At 66.5% G+C, this 18,620-nt stretch carries 19 protein-coding genes; 8 read left to right on the top strand and 11 right to left on the bottom strand.

All coding sequences use genetic code 11. From position 1 onward, the window contains the following. Window positions 1-4: 4 nt before the first annotated feature. Window positions 5-169 carry a DUF1328 domain-containing protein gene (locus ACOABP_RS09560; protein WP_066734861.1) on the bottom strand — a complete coding sequence of 55 codons (165 nt, stop codon included), beginning with the start codon at window positions 167-169 and terminating at the stop codon, window positions 5-7. Window positions 170-451: 282 nt separating this feature from the next. On the opposite strand from ACOABP_RS09560, the gene ACOABP_RS09555 reads away from it, so the two are divergent. Further along, the gene (locus tag ACOABP_RS09555) at window positions 452-1,843 is read left to right on the top strand and encodes a sensor histidine kinase (RefSeq protein ID WP_474224749.1); all 1,392 of its coding nucleotides are present in this window, start codon (window positions 452-454) and stop codon (window positions 1,841-1,843) included. Between the two features lie 69 nt (window positions 1,844-1,912). Here ACOABP_RS09555 and ACOABP_RS09550 read toward each other — a convergent pair whose 3' ends face one another. From ACOABP_RS09550 to ACOABP_RS09530, 5 genes are all read right to left on the bottom strand, one after another. Further along, complete coding sequence (locus tag ACOABP_RS09550) at window positions 1,913-2,320, bottom strand: response regulator (protein WP_474224747.1); 408 nt, start codon at window positions 2,318-2,320, stop codon at window positions 1,913-1,915. A gap of 70 nt (window positions 2,321-2,390) precedes the next feature. Further along, window positions 2,391-3,023: a response regulator gene (locus ACOABP_RS09545; protein ID WP_061956399.1), complete on the bottom strand. Its 633-nt coding sequence runs from the start codon at window positions 3,021-3,023 to the stop codon at window positions 2,391-2,393. 315 nt (window positions 3,024-3,338) lie between these two features. After that, window positions 3,339-3,728 (bottom strand): hypothetical protein, encoded by a 390-nt coding sequence (locus ACOABP_RS09540; protein ID WP_474224745.1) that lies wholly within the window; start codon window positions 3,726-3,728, stop codon window positions 3,339-3,341. A gap of 327 nt (window positions 3,729-4,055) precedes the next feature. Next, a complete protein-coding gene (gene metH / locus ACOABP_RS09535) occupies window positions 4,056-6,803 on the bottom strand; it encodes a methionine synthase (protein ID WP_474224743.1) in 2,748 nt (915 codons plus the stop codon). A gap of 36 nt (window positions 6,804-6,839) precedes the next feature. Next, window positions 6,840-7,904: a homocysteine S-methyltransferase family protein gene (locus ACOABP_RS09530; RefSeq protein ID WP_474224742.1), complete on the bottom strand. Its 1,065-nt coding sequence runs from the start codon at window positions 7,902-7,904 to the stop codon at window positions 6,840-6,842. 240 nt (window positions 7,905-8,144) lie between these two features. On the opposite strand from ACOABP_RS09530, the gene ACOABP_RS09525 reads away from it, so the two are divergent. After that, complete coding sequence (locus ACOABP_RS09525) at window positions 8,145-8,537, top strand: rhodanese-like domain-containing protein (RefSeq protein WP_474224741.1); 393 nt, start codon at window positions 8,145-8,147, stop codon at window positions 8,535-8,537. A 71-nt stretch (window positions 8,538-8,608) separates the two neighbouring features. Here the strand turns inward: ACOABP_RS09525 and ACOABP_RS09520 are convergent, their stop codons facing one another. The 4 genes from ACOABP_RS09520 to ACOABP_RS09505 form a co-directional block, all read right to left on the bottom strand. Then, window positions 8,609-8,866: a BTH_I0359 family protein gene (locus tag ACOABP_RS09520; RefSeq protein ID WP_061956410.1), complete on the bottom strand. Its 258-nt coding sequence runs from the start codon at window positions 8,864-8,866 to the stop codon at window positions 8,609-8,611. Window positions 8,867-9,080: 214 nt separating this feature from the next. Continuing rightward, window positions 9,081-9,911, bottom strand: coding sequence for a 3-oxoadipate enol-lactonase (gene pcaD / locus ACOABP_RS09515; RefSeq protein ID WP_474224739.1), 831 nt, complete (start codon window positions 9,909-9,911; stop codon window positions 9,081-9,083). 46 nt (window positions 9,912-9,957) lie between these two features. Then, a complete protein-coding gene (locus ACOABP_RS09510; RefSeq protein WP_474224737.1) occupies window positions 9,958-10,956 on the bottom strand; it encodes a DUF3108 domain-containing protein in 999 nt (332 codons plus the stop codon). Window positions 10,957-10,981: 25 nt separating this feature from the next. After that, complete coding sequence (locus ACOABP_RS09505; protein WP_474224736.1) at window positions 10,982-11,866, bottom strand: IclR family transcriptional regulator; 885 nt, start codon at window positions 11,864-11,866, stop codon at window positions 10,982-10,984. A 114-nt stretch (window positions 11,867-11,980) separates the two neighbouring features. On the opposite strand from ACOABP_RS09505, the gene ACOABP_RS09500 reads away from it, so the two are divergent. The 6 genes from ACOABP_RS09500 (at window position 11,981) to rfaE2 (ending at window position 17,725) form a co-directional block, all read left to right on the top strand. Further along, window positions 11,981-12,961 (top strand): fumarylacetoacetate hydrolase family protein, encoded by a 981-nt coding sequence (locus ACOABP_RS09500; protein ID WP_474224735.1) that lies wholly within the window; start codon window positions 11,981-11,983, stop codon window positions 12,959-12,961. Window positions 12,962-13,124: 163 nt separating this feature from the next. Beyond that, window positions 13,125-13,949 (top strand): enoyl-CoA hydratase/isomerase family protein, encoded by an 825-nt coding sequence (locus tag ACOABP_RS09495; protein WP_066734830.1) that lies wholly within the window; start codon window positions 13,125-13,127, stop codon window positions 13,947-13,949. Between the two features lie 52 nt (window positions 13,950-14,001). Further along, a complete protein-coding gene (locus tag ACOABP_RS09490) occupies window positions 14,002-14,919 on the top strand; it encodes a PhaM family polyhydroxyalkanoate granule multifunctional regulatory protein (RefSeq protein WP_474224733.1) in 918 nt (305 codons plus the stop codon). 62 nt (window positions 14,920-14,981) lie between these two features. Continuing rightward, window positions 14,982-16,160, top strand: a complete 1,179-nt coding sequence (locus tag ACOABP_RS09485; RefSeq protein ID WP_474227803.1) for a patatin-like phospholipase family protein — start codon at window positions 14,982-14,984, stop codon at window positions 16,158-16,160. A gap of 133 nt (window positions 16,161-16,293) precedes the next feature. Next, window positions 16,294-17,139, top strand: coding sequence for a ferritin family protein (locus tag ACOABP_RS09480; protein WP_066734823.1), 846 nt, complete (start codon window positions 16,294-16,296; stop codon window positions 17,137-17,139). Between the two features lie 91 nt (window positions 17,140-17,230). Further along, window positions 17,231-17,725, top strand: a complete 495-nt coding sequence (rfaE2, locus tag ACOABP_RS09475) for a D-glycero-beta-D-manno-heptose 1-phosphate adenylyltransferase (protein ID WP_066734821.1) — start codon at window positions 17,231-17,233, stop codon at window positions 17,723-17,725. A gap of 48 nt (window positions 17,726-17,773) precedes the next feature. On the opposite strand, the gene ACOABP_RS09470 is transcribed toward rfaE2, so the two are convergent. After that, window positions 17,774-18,568, bottom strand: a complete 795-nt coding sequence (locus ACOABP_RS09470) for an SPOR domain-containing protein (RefSeq protein WP_474224731.1) — start codon at window positions 18,566-18,568, stop codon at window positions 17,774-17,776. Window positions 18,569-18,620 lie beyond the last annotated feature (52 nt).

Genomic DNA, 18,620 nt, shown 5'->3' with positions numbered 1-18,620 from the left:
GCGCTTACCGTCGGCGCACCAGCCCCATCACGGCCGCTACCAGCGCCACGACCAGGAAGATAAAGAACAGGATCTTCGCGATTTCCACCGCGCCGGCTGCAATACCACCGAAGCCGAAGATGGCCGCCACCAGGGCGACAATGAAAAAGACGAGTGCGTAGTACAGCATGACCAGTCTCCCGAGGTTAGCGAGCGCAACCGGCCTGGCGGCTGGTGGTGCGTTCGGCTTGCGCCACGGTGCGCAAGCTCATAGCCTCATCGTAGGGTTCCACCCTTTGACCGCACACCGAAACCAGACCGATTCAGATGTCAGCCAAGTCCTACAGCGGGCGCCGCTTCGCGCCGGATGCGATACGCGTGGCGTGCCGGTACGATTGACCACTACATGACGATGTGATTCCATGGCCGCTCTTCCGCCCCGCCGCGGCAGCGCATCAACCAGTGACTTCCGATGGCCAAGCATTCCCTACTCCTGAGAAACACCCTGCTGCTCGCCGGCGGCATCGTGCTGACACTGGCCGTGCTGATCGCATCGGAGACCGGAAACCTGCGCCTGCGCGAGGGCTACACCGAAGCCATCCGTTCGCAGCAGCTGCAAAGCGACCTGGGCGAGCTGATCGCCGAGCTGGTCAACGCCGAAGCCGGCCAGCGCGGTTTCCTGCTGACCGGCAAGGAAAGCTACCTGGACCCGTACTACAAGGCGCTGCCCCATATCAGCGAGCTGATGTCGCGCATCCGCCAGCACTACGCCAATGATCCCGAAGGGCTGCGCCAGTTCGGCGAGGCCTCGCAGTTCGTCACGCGCAAGCTCAACGAGATGGCGCTGACGCTGGTCTACGGCAAGCGCGACGTCGACGTGGCGCTGGACATGATCCGCACCGACTTCGGCAAGCAGACCATGGAAAGCGCCCGGCGCGGACTGGAACACCTGCAGGTGCGCGAATCGGGCACGGTCACCCACAACCTGGAGGCGGCCGAGCACGACCTGCAGCTGTCCCGCTACGGCATCGGGCTGCTGACCGCGATCAACATCCTGCTGCTGGTGGCCGTGGGCATGGGCCATCAGCGACGCATGACGATGGCCGAGGCGGCGCGCGAACAGCTCGAAGAGGAAAGCGCCCGGCTGGACCGCAAGGTGCGCGCGCGCACGCGCCAGTTGTCGGCATTGGCAGCCCACCTGCAGCGCGTGACCGAGGACGAGAAGACGCGCCTGTCGCGCGAACTGCACGACGAACTGGGCGCCATCCTGACCGCCATCAAGCTCGACCTGCACTGGGTAAAGATGCGGGTGCAACAGACGCACCCCGAGGCGCGCGACAAGATCACGCGCGTGATGCAGCATGCCGACCAGGCCATCCAGATCAAGCGCCGGCTGATCGAGGACCTGCGCCCCACGGTGCTGCTGAACCTGGGGCTGCGCGAGGCCATCGTGCAGCAGGTGGAAGACGTGGGCGCCCGCAACCAGTGGGAAACCCAGGTCGACCTGCCCGAATCGCTGCCGCCGCTGCGCGACAACGCGGCCATCGCGTTGTACCGGATCGTGCAGGAATCGCTGAACAACGCCAGCAAGTACGCCGAGGCGCAGCACATTTCCGTATCGCTGGCCTGCACCACGCAACAGCTCACGCTGGCGATCCGGGACGACGGCCGCGGCCTGCCGCCCGATTTCGACGCCGGCAGCATCGCCGGCCATCATGGCCTGCTGGGCATGGAACAGCGGGTGCTGGCGCTGGGTGGAACGATGCACGTGGATTCGGTGCCCGGCCACGGCGTATCGATCCGCGTCGAGGTGCCGCTGACCACATCGGTGCTGGCGCCGCCCGAGGAAACCACCGAAGTCTGAACGCCCGGCCGTTGCCATCCGGGGCCGGCGGCAACGGCAAGGCAACGTCCAGGCTTCGTCAAACGGCTATCAGGAGGCGGAGGTGGCGTAGTCCTCGATCACGCGGAACACCTGTTCCAGTTCGAGCGACTTGTCGAAGAAATAGTCGGCGCCGGCCTCGGCGCACTGGCGCCGGTACATCGATACCTGCGCATGGTTGGTGTAGACGATGCGGATGCCTGACAGCCCGGCCTTCTGCATTTCACGCAGCACGTTGATGCCGTTGCCCTGGCGCAGCTGCAGGTCGACGATCGACACATCGTACTGGCCGTGGGTGGCCAGCTTCACCGCGCCGCTTTCGGTATCGGCCCAGTCCACCGACTCGACGAACGGGAAGGCCGTCAGGTATTCCAGCAGCATGCCCCGCAATACTTCGGAGTCCTCGATCAGGAGGACCCGTAGCGAACGGTTCGAGGAGGCCGCGGCTTGCTCCGGCATGGCGCTTGGCAACTGTCAGGCGAAGAGATAGACGATTAACGGTTCTGGCACGAGGAATCCGAAGTCCGGCCTATTCCACGAGCCCATTCTTGATGGCGTAGTAGGTCAGGTCGGCATTGGTCTTCATGCCCATCTTCTCCAGGATGCGGGAGCGGTAGGTGCTCACGGTCTTCACGCTCAGGAATAGTTCGTCGGCAATCACCGACACCGACTGCCCGCGCGACAGCTTGCAGAAGATCTGGAACTCGCGCTCGGAAAGGGTCTGGTGTACCGGTTGTTCGGTCGGCTTGTCGAGCCCACCGATCAGCAGGTCTGCCACGGTGGGGCTTACATAGCGGCGGCCCTGGGCCACCGTGCGGATGGCCTTGACCAGGTCGTCCGGCGCGGACTCCTTGGTCAGGTAGCCCGAGGCGCCGGCACGGATCAGGTTGATCGCGTACTGGTCTTCGGGATAGGTGGACAGGATCAGCACCGGCAGGTTGGGCAAACGCTGCCGGATCAGCTTCAGCACATCGATGCCGTTGCGATCCGGCATGGAAATATCGAGTACGAGTACGTCGAACTCGCTGTCGCGCAACTGCGCCATCACTTCGTCGCCGCTGGCGGCTTCGCCCGTCACCTTGATGTCGGGTTCCTCGGAAATGAACTGGCGCAGACCGGCGCGCACGATCTCATGATCGTCGGCGATCAAGACGCGGATCATCGGTGTCTCCACGGTGAAGGGGGGTGGCCCGCCTGCCGAAGCACGGCCCGGGCCGGTTTCCTGCATTGTAGTGCCGGCGCGACGCCGAATATGTCGGTGTCAGGCTGACATGACGCGCCACGGCGACACCCGCAAGACGGGTCGAAGCGCGCTGCGGGGCGGGCGCAGGCAAATGGAAAATGCTGCAGTGCGGCGCATCCCGGGAACGGCGCGCCCAAACGCAAGACGGACGCCCGAAGGCGTCCGTCCGTCCATTTGCTTTCAGCGGGGATGGGGACGGTCTGGAGGGGCCCGCCCCGGCATCCCGTCCTGCGGCTACTGGATCCTGGTACCGGCATCGGCGCCGGCCCCGGCGTTGGCGCCCAGGTCACCCTTCTTGGACTTGGCCTTGGCATGGCCGGTGTGCTTGCCCTTGCTTTCCTTCTCGGTGGGCGTCGACGACATCGAGGTGTCGGCGCCCGCCTTTCCGCCCAGGCTGGCCTTGCTGCCCGGATCCGCCGAACTCGGGCTGGCCGGGGTCACCGCGCCACCGGCCGCGCCGCCGGCGTTCACACCGGCATTCGGGCTGGCATTCTGCGAGGGTGCGTTCACGGAGGCGCCGACGCCCGCTTGGGTGCCAACCGTGGCACCGGTGCCTTGGGCCATCGCAAAGGACGAGGCGGCGGCAATCGACAGGGCGGACAGGGAGATCAGCAGCTTCTTCATGGGAGAGACTCCTTTACTGAATGCTCCGCAGCGAAACATTCGCTGCGGCATTCACGCGGTGTCACGTGAACTGGGTTCCAGTCTATGGAGCCGCTCCGTGCCGGTCTGTGAGCACTTGTCAGGTTCTGTAAGCAGTCATGAAGACATTGCGAACATTGTCGACCGGCGCCCCACAGGCCGTGCCGGATAACGGATTCGTCGTATTTCCCTTACGTTTCAACGGCGGTTGCAACGGCCACGGCAGCGGGCGGGCCATGAAAAAAACGGGGCGCCGCTGTCACGCGGCGCCCCGTTCATTGCAACTGCTTACAGCTGCAGCGAAGCCGCTTACAGGTTCGGCGCCAGAGCGCGCTCCAGCGCCGTGCGGTCTTCACCGCGACGCGTCACCATGTCGTCAAGCTGGTCCTGGCCGATCTTGCCCACGCTGAAGTACGTGGAGTCCGGATGCGACAGGTAGAAGCCGCTCACCGACGCGGCCGGCGTCATCGCCAGCGCCTCGGTAATGCCCATGCCGATTTCGGCGGCGTCCAGGAATTCGAACATCGGTCCCTTGACGGTGTGCTCCGGGCAGGCCGGATATCCCGGCGCCGGACGGATGCCGCGGTACGCCTCGGCGATCAGCTGGTCGTTGTCCAGCGTCTCGGCGGCGTCATAGCCCCACAGGTCGGTCCGCACGCGCTGGTGCAGGCATTCGGCAAAGGCCTCGGCCAGGCGGTCGGCCAGCGCCTTGAGCATGATCGCGCTGTAGTCGTCGTGATCGGCTTCGAACTGCGCTTCCTTCTTGTCCACGCCAATGCCGGCCGTGACCGCGAACACGCCGATATAGTCGGCCACGCCGCTCGCCTTCGGCGCGACGAAATCGGCCAGGCAGCGGTTCGGACGCTTCACGCCGTCAACCACCGGACGCTCGCTCTGCTGGCGCAGGTTGTGCCAGGTCAGCGCCACCTTGCTGCGCGACTCGTCCGTGTAGATCTCGATATCGTCGTCGTTGACCGTGTTGGCCGGCAGCAGCGCCATCACGCCGTTGGCGGTCAGCCAGCGGCCCTGGATCAGGCGGGCCAGCATGCTCTTGCCGTCGGAATACACGCGGCGCGCCGACTCCCCCACGATCTCGTCGTTGAGGATGTCCGGGAATTTGCCTGCCAGGTCCCAGGTCTGGAAGAACGGGCCCCAGTCGATGAAATTCGCCAGCTCCGACAGGTCGTAGTTGCGGAACACGCGCCGGCCGATGAACTTCGGCTTCGGCGGCACGTACTGGCCCCAGTCCAGCGGCGTCTTGTTGGCACGCGCCTCGGCCAGCGACACCATCGGCGTGGCCTTCTTGTTGGCGTGCTGGGCGCGGATGCGATCGTAGTCGGTCTTCAGGTCGTCCAGGTACTTCGCGGCGCCCTCGTCGGACAGCAGGCTCGACGCCACGCTGACCGAGCGCGAGGCATCGGGCACGTAGACCACCGGGCCTTCGTAGTTCGGCGCGATCTTGACCGCCGTGTGCACGCGCGACGTGGTGGCGCCGCCGATCAGCAGGGGGATCTTCTTCACGCGGAAGTAGTCGTCGCGCTGCATCTCCGATGCCACGTAGGCCATTTCCTCGAGCGACGGCGTGATCAGGCCCGACAGGCCCACGATGTCGGCGCCCTCGACCTTGGCGCGCGCCAGGATCTCGTTGCACGGCACCATCACGCCCATGTTCACGACTTCGAAGTTGTTGCACTGGAGCACCACCGACACGATGTTCTTGCCGATGTCGTGCACGTCGCCCTTCACGGTGGCGATCACGATCTTGCCGCGTGCGCGCACGTCGCCGCCGGCTTCGGCCAGCAGGCGCTTTTCTTCCTCGATGTACGGCAGCAGATGCGCCACGGCCTGCTTCATCACGCGGGCGCTCTTGACCACCTGCGGCAAGAACATCTTGCCCGCCCCGAACAGGTCGCCGACGATGTTCATGCCGTCCATCAGCGGGCCTTCGATCACCTCGATCGGACGGCCGCCGCGCGCCTCCACCTGCTGGCGCACTTCCTCGGTGTCCTCGACGATGAACGTGGTGATGCCATGCACCAGCGCGTGGGCCAGTCGCTCGCCCACCGGAACCGGTGCCTCGGGCGTGCCACGCCAGGCCAGGTTTTCTTCCTTCTTCTGGCCGCCGCCCTTGAAGCGGTCGGCAATCTCCAGCAGACGGTCGGTGGCGTCGTCACGGCGATTCAGCACCACGTCTTCCACGCGCTCGCGCAGTTCGGCGTCGAGCTGGTCGTACACGCCGAGCTGGCCGGCGTTGACGATGCCCATGTCCATGCCCGCCTCGATGGCGTGGTACAGGAACACGGTGTGGATGGCCTCGCGCACCGTGTCATTGCCACGGAACGAGAACGACACGTTCGACACCCCGCCGCTCACCTTCGCGTACGGCAGGTTCTGCTTGATCCAGCGCGTGGCCTCGATGAAGTCCACCGCGTAGTTGTTGTGCTCCTCGATGCCCGTGGCCACCGCGAAGATGTTCGGGTCGAAGATGATGTCCTCGGGCGGGAATCCCACCTCGTTGACCAGCACGTCGTAGCTGCGCTTGCAGATCTCGGTCTTGCGCTCGAACGTGTCGGCCTGGCCCTTCTCGTCGAAGGCCATCACCACGCTGGCGGCACCATAGCGGCGGATCAGCGTGGCGTGGTGGCGGAACTGCTCCTCGCCTTCCTTGAGCGAGATCGAGTTCACCACGGCCTTGCCCTGCACGCACTGCAGGCCGGCCTCGATGACGTCCCACTTCGACGAGTCGATCATGATCGGCACGCGCGCGATATCCGGCTCCGATGCAATCAGATTCAGGAAGCGCACCATCGCCGCCCTGGAATCGAGCATTGCCTCGTCCATGTTGATGTCGATGATCTGCGCGCCGTTCTCCACCTGCTGGCGGGCCACGGCCAGCGCCTCGTCGAACTGGCCGTTCAGGATCATGCGGGCGAAGGCCTTGGAACCGGTGACGTTGGTGCGTTCGCCAACGTTGACGAACAGCGTGTCGTCGTCGATCAGGAACGGTTCCAGGCCGGACAGGCGCATCGGACGCGGGGGCAGCTTACTCTGGCTCATGATGTCTCTTCTCTAATGCTCGGTGCGTGCGATGTTTCAGGCGGCCTGTTCGGCGTCTTCACGGTACTGGCCCGGCCAGGCACGCGGCGTCTTGTCGGCCACGCGCTTGGCGATGGCGGCGATGTGGTCGGGCGTGGTGCCGCAGCAGCCGCCCACCAGGTTCACCAGGCCCGACGCGGCGAATTCCTCCACCAGCGCCGACGTGACCTCGGGCGTTTCGTCGAAGCCCGTATCGCTCATCGGATTCGGCAGCCCGGCGTTGGGGTAGCACGACACCGCGGCGTCGCACACCTTTGCCAGTTCGGCGATATACGGGCGCATCAGCGTGGCGCCCAGCGCGCAGTTCAGCCCGAACGTGACCGGCTTGGCATGGCGCAGGCTGTTCCAGAACGCTTCCACGGTCTGGCCCGACAGGATGCGGCCCGATGCGTCGGTCACGGTGCCCGAGATCATCACGGGCACGCGCTCGCCGGTGTCCTCGAACAACTGGTCGATGGCGAACAGCGCGGCCTTGGCGTTCAGCGTGTCGAAGATCGTCTCGACCAGGAACACGTCGGCGCCGCCTTCGAGCAGACCCTTGCCCTGTTCGTAGTACGAATCGCGTAGTTCCTCGAAGGTGACGTTGCGCGCGCCGGGGTCGTTGACGTCGGGGCTGATGCTGGCCGTCTTCGGCGTCGGGCCGAAGGCGCCGGCCACGAAGCGCGGCTTCCCGGGCGTGCTGTACTTGTCGCAGGCGGCGCGCGCCAGGCGGGCGGCCTCGACGTTCATCTCGTAGGCCAGGCTGGCCATCTTGTAGTCTTCCTGCGCCACGCCCGTGGCACCGAACGTGTTGGTCTCGATCAGGTCGGCGCCAGCGGCCAGGTATTGCTCGTGGATCTCGCTGATGACCTGCGGACGCGTCAGCAGCAGCAGTTCGTTGTTGCCCTTCACGTCGATCGGATGGTCGGCGAAACGCGTGCCGCGGTACTCGGCCTCGCCCAGCTTGTAGCGCTGGATCATCGTGCCCATCGCGCCGTCGAGAATCAGGATACGTTCACGCAGCAGCCGGGGCAGGCTGGCGGCCCGGGTATAGGGGCGGGGGGCGGATTGGACAGCGCTCATGGTGGGGCCTGGATGTGATGCGCGCGCCCGGCCGGCAGGCCGAATGCGCAAATTTGGGCAAGAGAGCGATTTTATCAGGTAGATCAAGGGATTGCGGGCGGGCACCTGGCTCCGGCCCGCCGCGTCCGGCACGGTTGTCAGCGGCAGACGCCGCGCCTACACTGGGAGACGTATTCGCCACGAACGGGCGTTCGCCTTCGTGCGCTATCGTTCGCTTTCGTCCAGTTTTCGTCAGTTTCCATGCAACACTTGAGCCCCAACGACGCCCTGGCGCTGCTCGGCACCGAGCCCGACGCGCTCTTCATCGACTGCCGCAGCGAGATGGAATACCTGTTCGTGGGCCATCCGCAAGGCGCGCACAACGTGCCCTGGAACGACGGCCCGGACTGGGAAGTCAACCCACACTTCGTCCAGGCAGTGAAGAAGCTGGCCGGACAGGTCTCCGCCCGGCCCGTGGTGCTGATCTGCCGCAGCGGCAACCGGTCGTCGGCCGCCGCGCGGGCGCTGGAGGGCGCCGGATTCACCACGGTCTACAACGTGCTGCATGGCTTCGAGGGCGACCTTGACGCCCACCGCCATCGCAATACCGTCAATGGCTGGCGGCACGAAGGGCTGCCCTGGGAGCAGTACTGACGCCCCGGCAGCGCCAATGAAAAACGCCCGCTCGAAAGCGGGCGTTTTCGTCTGGGCCGTGCCGGCAATGCTCAGTGCATCACCAGCGGATTGTTCATGACGGTGTCGAACTTGCCGAGAAACTCGTCAACTTCCTCCACGGATGGCTCGCTTTCAATCAGACGCGTCACGTCGGCGCGGAAGGTCTCGGCCATATGACCGCCGAGGAAAATTTCGCGTTTCAGGTTCTTGTCGACGATTTCGTAGCCGCCCGAGGCAAGGGTCGCATGCTCGACATCTGCTCCAAACTCGACAATGCAGTAATTGTCGCTGTTGTAGATCATTTGCATCGCACTACCTCCTGGCGTATGGTTGGCGCCGGTCCCAAACCTGCCGGGATGACGCGATTTCCTCTCCAAGCTGAGGGTAGTCGTCCGGAATTCAAGTTGTACTACCCGGACGAGCCTTTGCGTGCCACTTCTGCCCTCTTACCTTTGGGCATCGGCGCCTGCTACAAGTTTCTTGAGCGCCGAGCACTACTGTGTTGCGATCTTCCCAATGGCGTTACGGAATATCACACTGCCCGCCACATGCCGCATGCCCCAGGAACGCGTCGAAGATCGCATGGAAGCGTTCCGGTTGTTCGATAAACGACAGGTGCGCTGCATCGGGCAGCACCTCCAGCTTCGCACCGTGGATTTTTTGCGCAATGGATTGGGCCATCGATACTGGCGCGCCTTCGTCCTTGTCGCCCGTCACAACCAGGGCAGGACAATGGATACGGCCGATCGCGTCCGCCAGGTCGAAGGCCACGATGGCCTGCGCCACCCCCACGTAGCCCTGCACCGGCGTGGCCAGCAGCATGCGGCTGATTCGTTCGACCACGTCGGGATGCTGCGCGCGGAACGGCGGCGTCAGCCAGCGTTCCATCGTCGTCGGCACCATGCCCGCCATGCCGTGCGCCTCGGCCTGTCCGATCCGGTTGGCCCACATCGGATGGGCTTCCATCGGCGTGTGGTCGATGGTGTCCATCAGGGTCAGCGACAGCAGCCGGTCGGCGTGACGCACGCCCAGGGTCTGGGCCACCATGCCGCCCACCGAGACGCCGCATACGTGGGCCTGCCCGATGTCGAAGGCGTCCATCAGCGCCACGGCATCGTCGGCCAGCCGGGCCATCGTATAGGCACCCACCGGGGCATCGCTACCGCCGTGCCCACGCAGGTCGAAACGCAAAACGCGATAGCGACTGGACAGGTGACGCGCGGTGTCGTCCCACAGCGTCAGATTCGCACCGAGCGCATGGATCAGGACCACCCATGGCCCTTCGCGGCCATCGATGCGAGCCTGCAGCTGGACGTCGCCAGCCCGTATTCGCTGCGCCAATGTGTCAGGCATGTTTCAGTCTCCCGCGTGGTCAACACGTGTCACCGCGGCATCGGCATTACCGCCCTTCACTACTACGATAGACCAGATCGATCTGAGTGCCATCGGGCTCCGTCTGACGAAGGCGTGCGGGCATCCAGTTCAGCGCGGGCGCGAGCCAGATTTCCACGCGGCGCTTGTCGTTTGGGTGACGTGGAAGCCGCACGAAGTGTCGCGCCCGCACCACGTCGGTGCCGATATCGATATCCTCGTCGCCCACGTACTGGATCTGCATCGGCTCTACCTCGCGGGTGTCGGCCACGTTGAACGACTCGACCACGCCGGGCGTGGCATAGCGCTGCGGGTCGCCGCGCACCCAGCCCACCAGTTGCAGGAAGATGCTGAAGCGGTCCTGGAAGGCGGTGGGCATCGGCACCTGGCCGCCACGCGTTTCAAACACGACGGTATTCGCTGCGCGATCGAAGCGTGCCACCTCCACCTTGCTGCGCCGGGCTTCCTCGTAGCGCGTGGGCGCCAGCCCGCGATCGGAAATGTCGCCAGAGCTCTGGAACGCAAAGCGGAACCAAAGCACGCGTGTTTCAACAGCGAGCCGGTAGTGCCGGCCGTCCTGCTCCCATCGGATGATGCCGTCGGGGTTCTGCACGCCATTGACGAAGCTCGCGTAGCGCAGCGTGACCGAAGGGGGGGCCGCATAACGTGGCCCGGGTGGCGTGGGTGGCGCGGCTGTCTCGGCCGGCGGCGATGGCGCGCTGGCAGCGCCCGTGCCGGTTCCGCCGGCGCCGGTGGCGGCGGTCGTGTCGCCGCTCTCGGCCGTTGCCAGCGCGGGTGCGGATGGCTCTTCAGCGGGCTCGGGGGCTGGAACGGGTGTTTGAGTCTGCGGCGCCGGCCTGGGCGCGGGGTGGGGCCGTGCTGGCGGCGCGGGTGGCTCGGGCGGGGGCAGCAGCACCGCCTCGATGGCCGGCGTCTCGCCCGGGTCGGGCAATGCCGGGATCGGCACGCGCACCAGGCCGAACAGCAACAGCGCGTGCGCGACCGCCACCAGTGCGATCACCACCATCCATCGGCGCAGACGCCGGGGACGCTTACGAGGGGTGTCCGTCCCTTCCGGACGGCTGGCTGTCGCCAAGATAACCAAGTTCCGACGAAATCTGTCGCGCGATATCGCGCACACGGCGGTCTACTGCTCCGCCCCATTCTGCATCGAATACGCTCTGGGCGCCCAGCACGATCAGCGCCATCGACAAATGCCCGTTGGCGTCGAATACCGGCGTCGAGATCGCGTTGATGCCCGGCAGCACGCCGCCGCGCGTGCGCGCCGCGCCGCGCTTGCGCACGTCGGCGCAGATCGCGTCGTATTCGGCCAGCGATGCGGGCATGTCAGGCAATGCGACATCGCCGCGGGTGGACAGTTCGCGCTCGATCAGCGGCAACGTCTGGCGCCGCGACAGATACGCCCCATAAAGCCGGCCGGTGGCGGAGTTGAGAAGCGGCATCACATCGCCCAGCCGCAGGCTTACGCTGACCGGATGGCTGGATTCTTCCCAGTGGACGATGGTGGGCCCGTGGTTGCCCCACACGGCGATGCCCGCGGTCTGGTCGATCTCGTCGCGCAGTTGCGACAGGATCGGCCGGGCCTTGCGCACCGGGTCCAGCCGGTTCAGGCCCGCCAGGCCAAGCTGCAGCGCGAACGGGCCGAGGTCGTAGCGCTGGCTCACGGCGTCCTGCGTCACGGCGCCCAGGCGCTGGAAACTGACCAGGTAGCGGTGGGCCTTGGCCGGGCTCATGTCGGCGGCCGCGGCCAGGTCGCGCAGCATCATCGCGCGCGACGACGCGGCCAGCGCCTGCAGCAGCCGGAATCCCACCTCGATGGACTGGATGCCGGCGCGTTTGGCGTCCTCGCGGGCGTCGTCACGGGCGTCGTCGTGTGCCTGGTCTTCCCGGGAGTCGTCGTCGTCCACAGCGGTCATGCGTGAGTCGGGAAACAGGAATGTGATGCCGGCCATTCTATACGCGGCCGGCCGGCGACCCGGGCCGCTCCGGTAGACTACCGGCCATTCATTCCTGCCAATGTTCGATTTCGCATGAAACTCGCCACCCTGAAGGACGGTTCGCGTGACGGCCAGCTCGTCGTTGTCTCGCGTGATCTGAAGACCGCGCACTTTGCCACCGATATCGCCGGCAAGCTGCAGACCGCGCTGGACGACTGGCACTTCTACGCGCCCCAGCTGCAGGACCTGTACGACGCGCTGAACGCCGGCCGCGCGCGCCATCCGTTCCCGTTCCAGCCGCAGGACTGCATGGCCCCGCTGCCGCGCGCCTACCAGTGGGCCGACGGCTCCGCCTATGTGAATCACGTGGAACTGGTACGCCGCGCCCGCGGCGCCGAGATGCCGCCCGAGTTCTGGACCGACCCGCTGATGTACCAGGGCGGATCCGATGACTTCATCGGCCCGCAGGACGACATCGTCTGCCCGAACGAGGCATTCGGCATCGACTTCGAGGCCGAGGTGGCCGTGATTACCGGCGACGTGCGCATGGGCGCCACGCCCGAGCAGGCCGCCGACGCCATCCGCCTGGTGGTGCTGGCCAATGACGTGTCGCTGCGCAACCTGATTCCGGCCGAACTGGGCAAGGGCTTCGGCTTCTTCCAGAGCAAGCCGGCCACCGCGTTCTCGCCCGTGGCGGTCACGCCCGACGAACTGGGCGACGCCTGGCAGGACCGCAAGGTGCATCGTCCGATGGTGGTCCACTGGAACAGCCGCAAGGTGGGCTCGCCCGACTGCGGCACCGACATGGTGTTCGACTTCGGCCAGCTGATCGCCCACATCTGCAAGACCCGCAACGTGCGCGCCGGCAGCATCGTGGGCTCGGGCACCATCTCGAACGTCGACCGCAGCAAGGGCTACGCCTGCATCGCCGAAAAGCGCATGATCGAGACCATCGAAAAGGGCAAGCCCGAGACCGACTTCATGAAGTTCGGCGATGCCGTGCGCATCGAGATGTTCGATGCCGACGGCAAGTCGATCTTCGGCGCCATCGACCAGGTGGTGGCCGCCCGCTGACCGGTGCGGCGTTCCGCTACGCCATGCGGCCGCATCGGGCCAAACCCCGGCTTGCGGCCCACCGGGCAGTTGCGCCTATAATTTCCCGACCACCCGGTCGGGAAATCGGCCGGACCATTGCCTTGCCTGGCGCCACCGCGCGCCAACTGCCGGAATCCGCCCCATGACCGCCGACGCCAACACGCTCTCCCCACGCCTGGCCCGCTACCAGGCCCTGACGCTGCGCCGCCATGGCCCGGTGCTCGAAGTCATCATGGGCGCCGCGCAGTCGGCCAACCAGAAGCTGGCCACGGCCGACGCCAGCATGCACCGCGAGCTGGCCGAGATCTGGCGCGACATCTCGGCCGACCCGGACATCCGGGTGGCCCTGATCCGGGGCGAAGGCAAGGGCTTCTCGGCCGGCGGCGACCTGGCGCTGGTCGAGGACATGGCCAACGATTTCGAAACCCGCACGCGTGTCTGGCACGAGGCGCGCGACCTGGTCTACAACGTCATCAACTGCGACAAGCCGATTGTCTCGGCCATGCACGGCCCGGCCGTGGGCGCGGGGCTGGTGGCCGGGCTGCTGGCCGATATCTCGATCGCGTCGAAGACCGCGCGCATTGTCGATGGCCATACCCGGCTGGGCGTGGCGGCCGGCGATCATGCCGCCATCGTGTGGCCCCTGCTGTGCGGAATGGCAAAGGCCAAGTACTATCTGATGCTGTGCGAGTCGGTCAGCGGCGAGGAAGCCGAGCGGATCGGCCTGGTATCGCTGGCGGTGGAGGAAGACGAACTGGTGGCCAAGGCGTTCGAGGTGGCCAACCGGCTCGCCGCAGGATCGCAGACCGCCATCCGCTGGACCAAGTACGCGCTGAACAACTGGCTGCGCATGGCCGGTCCCGCGTTCGATACCTCGCTGGCGCTCGAATTCATGGGCTTTGCCGGCCCCGACGTGCACGAAGGCATGGCGAGCCTGCGTCAGAAGCGGCCGCCCGAATTCCAGTAACCGGCCGCCACGCCTGGCATCGGGCGGCCCCGACAGATGGAGTGCCGCGACCATGTTCGGACAGATCCCCGATTTCTCCAACAGCTTCGAATTCTTGCGCAAACTCTGGGCCACCGGCAGCGGCATGCCCAGCGGCCTGATGCCAGGCCTGGGCGCGATGACGCCACCCATGGATCTCGATGAGGTGGACAAGCGCATCCACGACCTCAAGGCCGTGGAAAGCTGGCTGCAGCTGAACACCAACCTGCTGCGCACCACGATCCAGGGCCTGGAGGTGCAGCGCGCCACGCTGGTGGCGCTGCAGACGTTCGGCAACGCGCTGTCTCCGGAGGCCATGCAGAACGCGATGGAAAACGTCGCGCGGGCGGCCAACTCGCCCAGCGCCCATCCGCCCCAGCATCACCAGCCGTTCGGCACCAGCCAGACCGTTTCCGAAGCACAGGCCGACGCCGAGAACGACGAGCCCGAGGACGATGACGCGCCACCTGACGGCACCGAAGCCGCAGCCCAGGCCGACGGCGGCGCCGATCCCGCATCGGCCCAGCCCGGCGCGGCGCCGCTGCCGCCCAATGCGTCGCTGTGGTGGAACCTGCTGCAGCAGCAGTTCTCGCAGATCGCCAGCAGCGCCGCGGCGGCCAGTGCGGCGGCAGCCGGTGCCTCGCCGTTTGGCGGCATGACCGGCTTCGGCGCGGCAGGAGCCCCCGGGGCCGAAGGCGTGGAGCCGGGCGTGAAGGGTGATCCGCCGGCGCAGCGCAAGCCGGCCACCAATGGCAGCGCCAAGCCTGCGGCGCGCAAGGCCGCCGCGAAGAAACCGGCGGCAAGGAAGCCTGCAACGAAAGCCGCCGCGAAGAAAACCGCTGCAACAGGTACGGCGAAGGGCGCCGCCGGAAAGGTCCCGGCCAAGGCTGCCGCCAGGCCGGAACCCGGCACGCCGCCCGCACCGGGCACGCCCGAGGACAGCTTCGAGTGACCACGGCCACGCCCGCCACCGCCTTCGCGCGTGCCAGCCAGCGCCAGAGCACGGCGCTGGTGATGATGGGTGGCGGCGCCCGCGCCGCGTACCAGGCCGGCGTGCTGTCCGGCATCGCCAGGATCGCTGCGCGCCACGGGCTGGGCCATTGCCCCCTGCCGTTCGGCATCATCGCCGGCACCTCGGCAGGGGCCATCAATGGCGCCGGCCTCGCCACCGGGGCTGCCGATTTCCGCACCGCTGCCGATACGCTGGCGGCGCTCTGGCACAGCCTGCATGCCGACGATGTCTACCGGACCGACGTGGTCCAGATGGGCGTGTCGGGCGCGCGCTGGCTGTCGTCGCTGGCCTTCGGCTGGATCACGCGCCGTGCGCCGCGCGCGCTGTTCGACAACGCGCCGCTGGGCAGCTTCCTGACCGAACTGTTCGAGCCCGGGCGCGTGCAGGCCAGCCTGGACAGCGGCGCGCTGCACGCATTCGCCGTGACGGCGCTGTCGTACAGCACCGGGCGCCACATCACGTTCTACCAGTCGCACCGGCGTATCCATCCGTGGCAGCGCAGCCAGCGCCTTGCCGTGGAGGCCGCCATCGGCGTGGACCACCTGCTGGCGTCGTCGTCGATCCCGTTCCTGTTCCCGGCCATGCCGCTTGAGATCGAGGGCCATCACGAGTGGTTCGGCGACGGCACCATGCGCCAGATGTCGCCGCTGTCGCCAGCCATCCACCTGGGCGCCTCGCGCATCCTGGCGATCGGCGCGGCCTCGCGCCAGCGCGCGGGCTGGTTCGACACGGTGCCTTCGGGCGGCTATCCGTCGCTGGCACAGGTGGGCGGCCAGGCCCTGGCAAGCATCTTCCTGGACGGCCTGCAGGCCGACATCGAACGGCTCATGCACATCAACCGGCTGCTGTCGCGCATGCCCGAGATGGCCAACGATGCCGAAGGCTGGCGCCCCGTGCAGGTGATGACGATCTCGCCCAGCGAGCCCATCGAAGCCATTGCCGCCGAGCACCTGCACCGGCTGCCGCGCACCGTGCGCGCGCTGCTGTCGCCGCTGGGCGGCACCGAGGCGCGCGGCGCCGCATTTGCCAGCTACCTGCTGTTCGAACCCGAGTTCACGCAGGCGCTGCTGGCGCTGGGCGAACGGGATGCCGCCGCCCAGGCCGACGAGATCGCCGCCTTCCTGTACGGCGTAGTACCGGAAACCAAGCCCACGGCACAAGAAATGTCAGAAGTGTCGTAGTGACGCCACTTTCAACGCCTGCCAGGCACTCCACCTGTTGCAATCCATCGCATCAGGGCTAAAACGGAGTAGAGAAAACATTCGAGAATGATTCTTGTCTGGTAGAATCCGCCCGTAATTTCAAAGGCTTAGCATGCTCTACCCCGAACTGTTCAAATCGTTGGAAGCGGTCCGCTGGCACATGGACAAGGACATCCCCTGGGATACCTTCGACCCGAGCCTGCTCACCGACGACCAGGCGAAGACCATCCGCATGAATGCGATCACCGAGTGGTCGGCCCTGCCCGCCACGGAGATGTTCCTGCGCGACAACCGCCACGATTCCGACTTTTCGGCCTTCATGAGCATCTGGTTCTTCGAAGAGCAGAAGCATTCGCTGGTGCTGATGGAGTACCTGCGCCGCTTCCGCCCGGACCTGGTGCCGACCGAGGAAGAACTGCACGCCGTGCGCTTCGAGTTCGACCCGGCCCCGCCGCTGGAAACGCTGATGCTGCACTTCTGCGGCGAGATCCGCCTGAACCACTGGTACCGCCGTGCCGCCGAATGGCACTCGGAACCGGTCATCAAGCACATCTACCGCACGCTGTCGCAGGACGAAGCCCGCCACGGCGGCGCCTACCTGCGCTACATGAAGAAGTACCTGGCCCAGTTTGGCGATTCGGCGCGCGCCGCGTTCGCCAAGATCGGCGTGCTGATGGCATCGGCCCGTCGCACGGAAAAGCCGCTGCACCCGACCAACCTGCACGTGAACAAGGCACTGTTCCCGAACGACACCGTGCAGTCGCGCCTGCCGGATCCCGACTGGCTCGAGCACTGGCTCGACGAGCAGATCCGTTTCGACGAGGTCTGGGAAAAGAAGGTGATCGAGCGGATCCTGCACAATATGTCGCTGCTGTTCGAGCGCACGTTCGAATCGGTGCAGGACCTGAACCGCTACCGCAAGGAACTGAACGCGAACCTGCAGGCCGCCCAGGCCTGAGGATTTCCGGTTCCAGCCGCTGCGACGAGACCCCATCGGCTACGATGGGGTTTTTCATTTGGGGCTCCGCCGCCCTCTCCAGACCCGACTCATGACCGCACCCGCCTTCGAATCCAAGCTGGTACCCGCCGACGACATCGCCGCGCTGCACGCCGCCGTCGCTGCGCTGCCGCGCCCGCTGGTCTTTACCAATGGCGTGTTCGACATCCTCCATCGCGGCCACGCCACGTACCTGGCGCAGGCGCGCGAACTGGGCGCCAGCATGGTGGTGGGCGTGAACAGCGATGCGTCAGTGAAGATGCTGGGCAAGGGCGACGACCGCCCGCTCAATCATGAAGCCGACCGCATGGCCCTGCTGGCCGCACTGGGATCGGTGGACCTGGTGGCGATGTTCCGCGAGCAGACGCCGGTGGAGCTGATCCGCCTGGTGCGTCCGGACATCTACGTGAAGGGCGGCGACTACGATATCGACACGCTGGAGGAAACCCGCCTGGTGCGCAGCTGGGGCGGCCAGGCCTACGCCATCCCGTTCCTGCACGACCGCTCCACCACCAAGCTGCTGACGAAGGTGCGCCAGCACGGCTGACATCTGGCTCCCCCCTCTCCCGCAGGCGTGAGGGGGAAAAATCTGCCCCTACCCGGCCCGCGCGGCACTGCCCTCGCCGCGCGCCTGCGTCATCCCCTTGCAGGACTGCAGCAGCTCGGCGCCATAACGCAGGCGCACTTCATCCATGCGGGTCCGCACTGCCTCGTCGGCATGCGCCACGCGCAGCCACTGGCGCGAGATGGCGCGCGGCGCGTCGCTGACCAGCGCGGTGCGCACTCCCATTCCCCGCAGCGTTTCCAGGAATTTGTCGGCCCTTTCGCGCTCGCGGAACAGGCCCAGCGACACCGTGTACGACTCGGGGTCATCGGCGCTCACCACCGACACATCGGTCACCTTGCGGCGGCGCAGTTCGGCCAGCTTGCGGTCGGCATTCTCGCGCGAGGGCTGGGCCGGCAGGTGCACCCACCACCGCACCTGTTCGCTGCGTTCGAACTGCTCCACAACCAGCGGCGAACCGGCTGCGATGGCGCCCAGGTCTTCCCTGGCGCGTTGCACGGCCTGCGTCGTGAAGCCGCCCATCTCCATGCAGGTATCGGCCGGCGCGGCAGCGGTCAGCGTCACGCTGCCGGGCGCCACCTTGCCAGCGGGTGCGGCGCCACCCGGAATCTCGCTGCGTGGTACGGGCGCCGATGCTTCGGCCGGCTGGGGCAGCACTTCCAGGCGTTCGCGGCGCACCTGCTGATCCACGCGTTGCGGCTCGCGCGGGCTCTCCAGCGTGCCGCCAAGCGGATGCGGCCCGAACACGCCCAGCACGGCGGCCAGCATCAGCAGATTGGCGATCAGCAGGATCAGCAGCAGGACGGTCAGGCCTCTCCGGGACATTTGGCGCGAATCAGTCGAATGAGTGTGAACGGCAAAAGATAGCCGACGATGA

It is taken from the genome of Cupriavidus sp. HE11 (assembly GCF_056097175.1).
The sequence above is the reverse complement of the archived record's forward strand: the minus strand, read 5'-3'. Positions and strand labels throughout refer to the sequence as shown.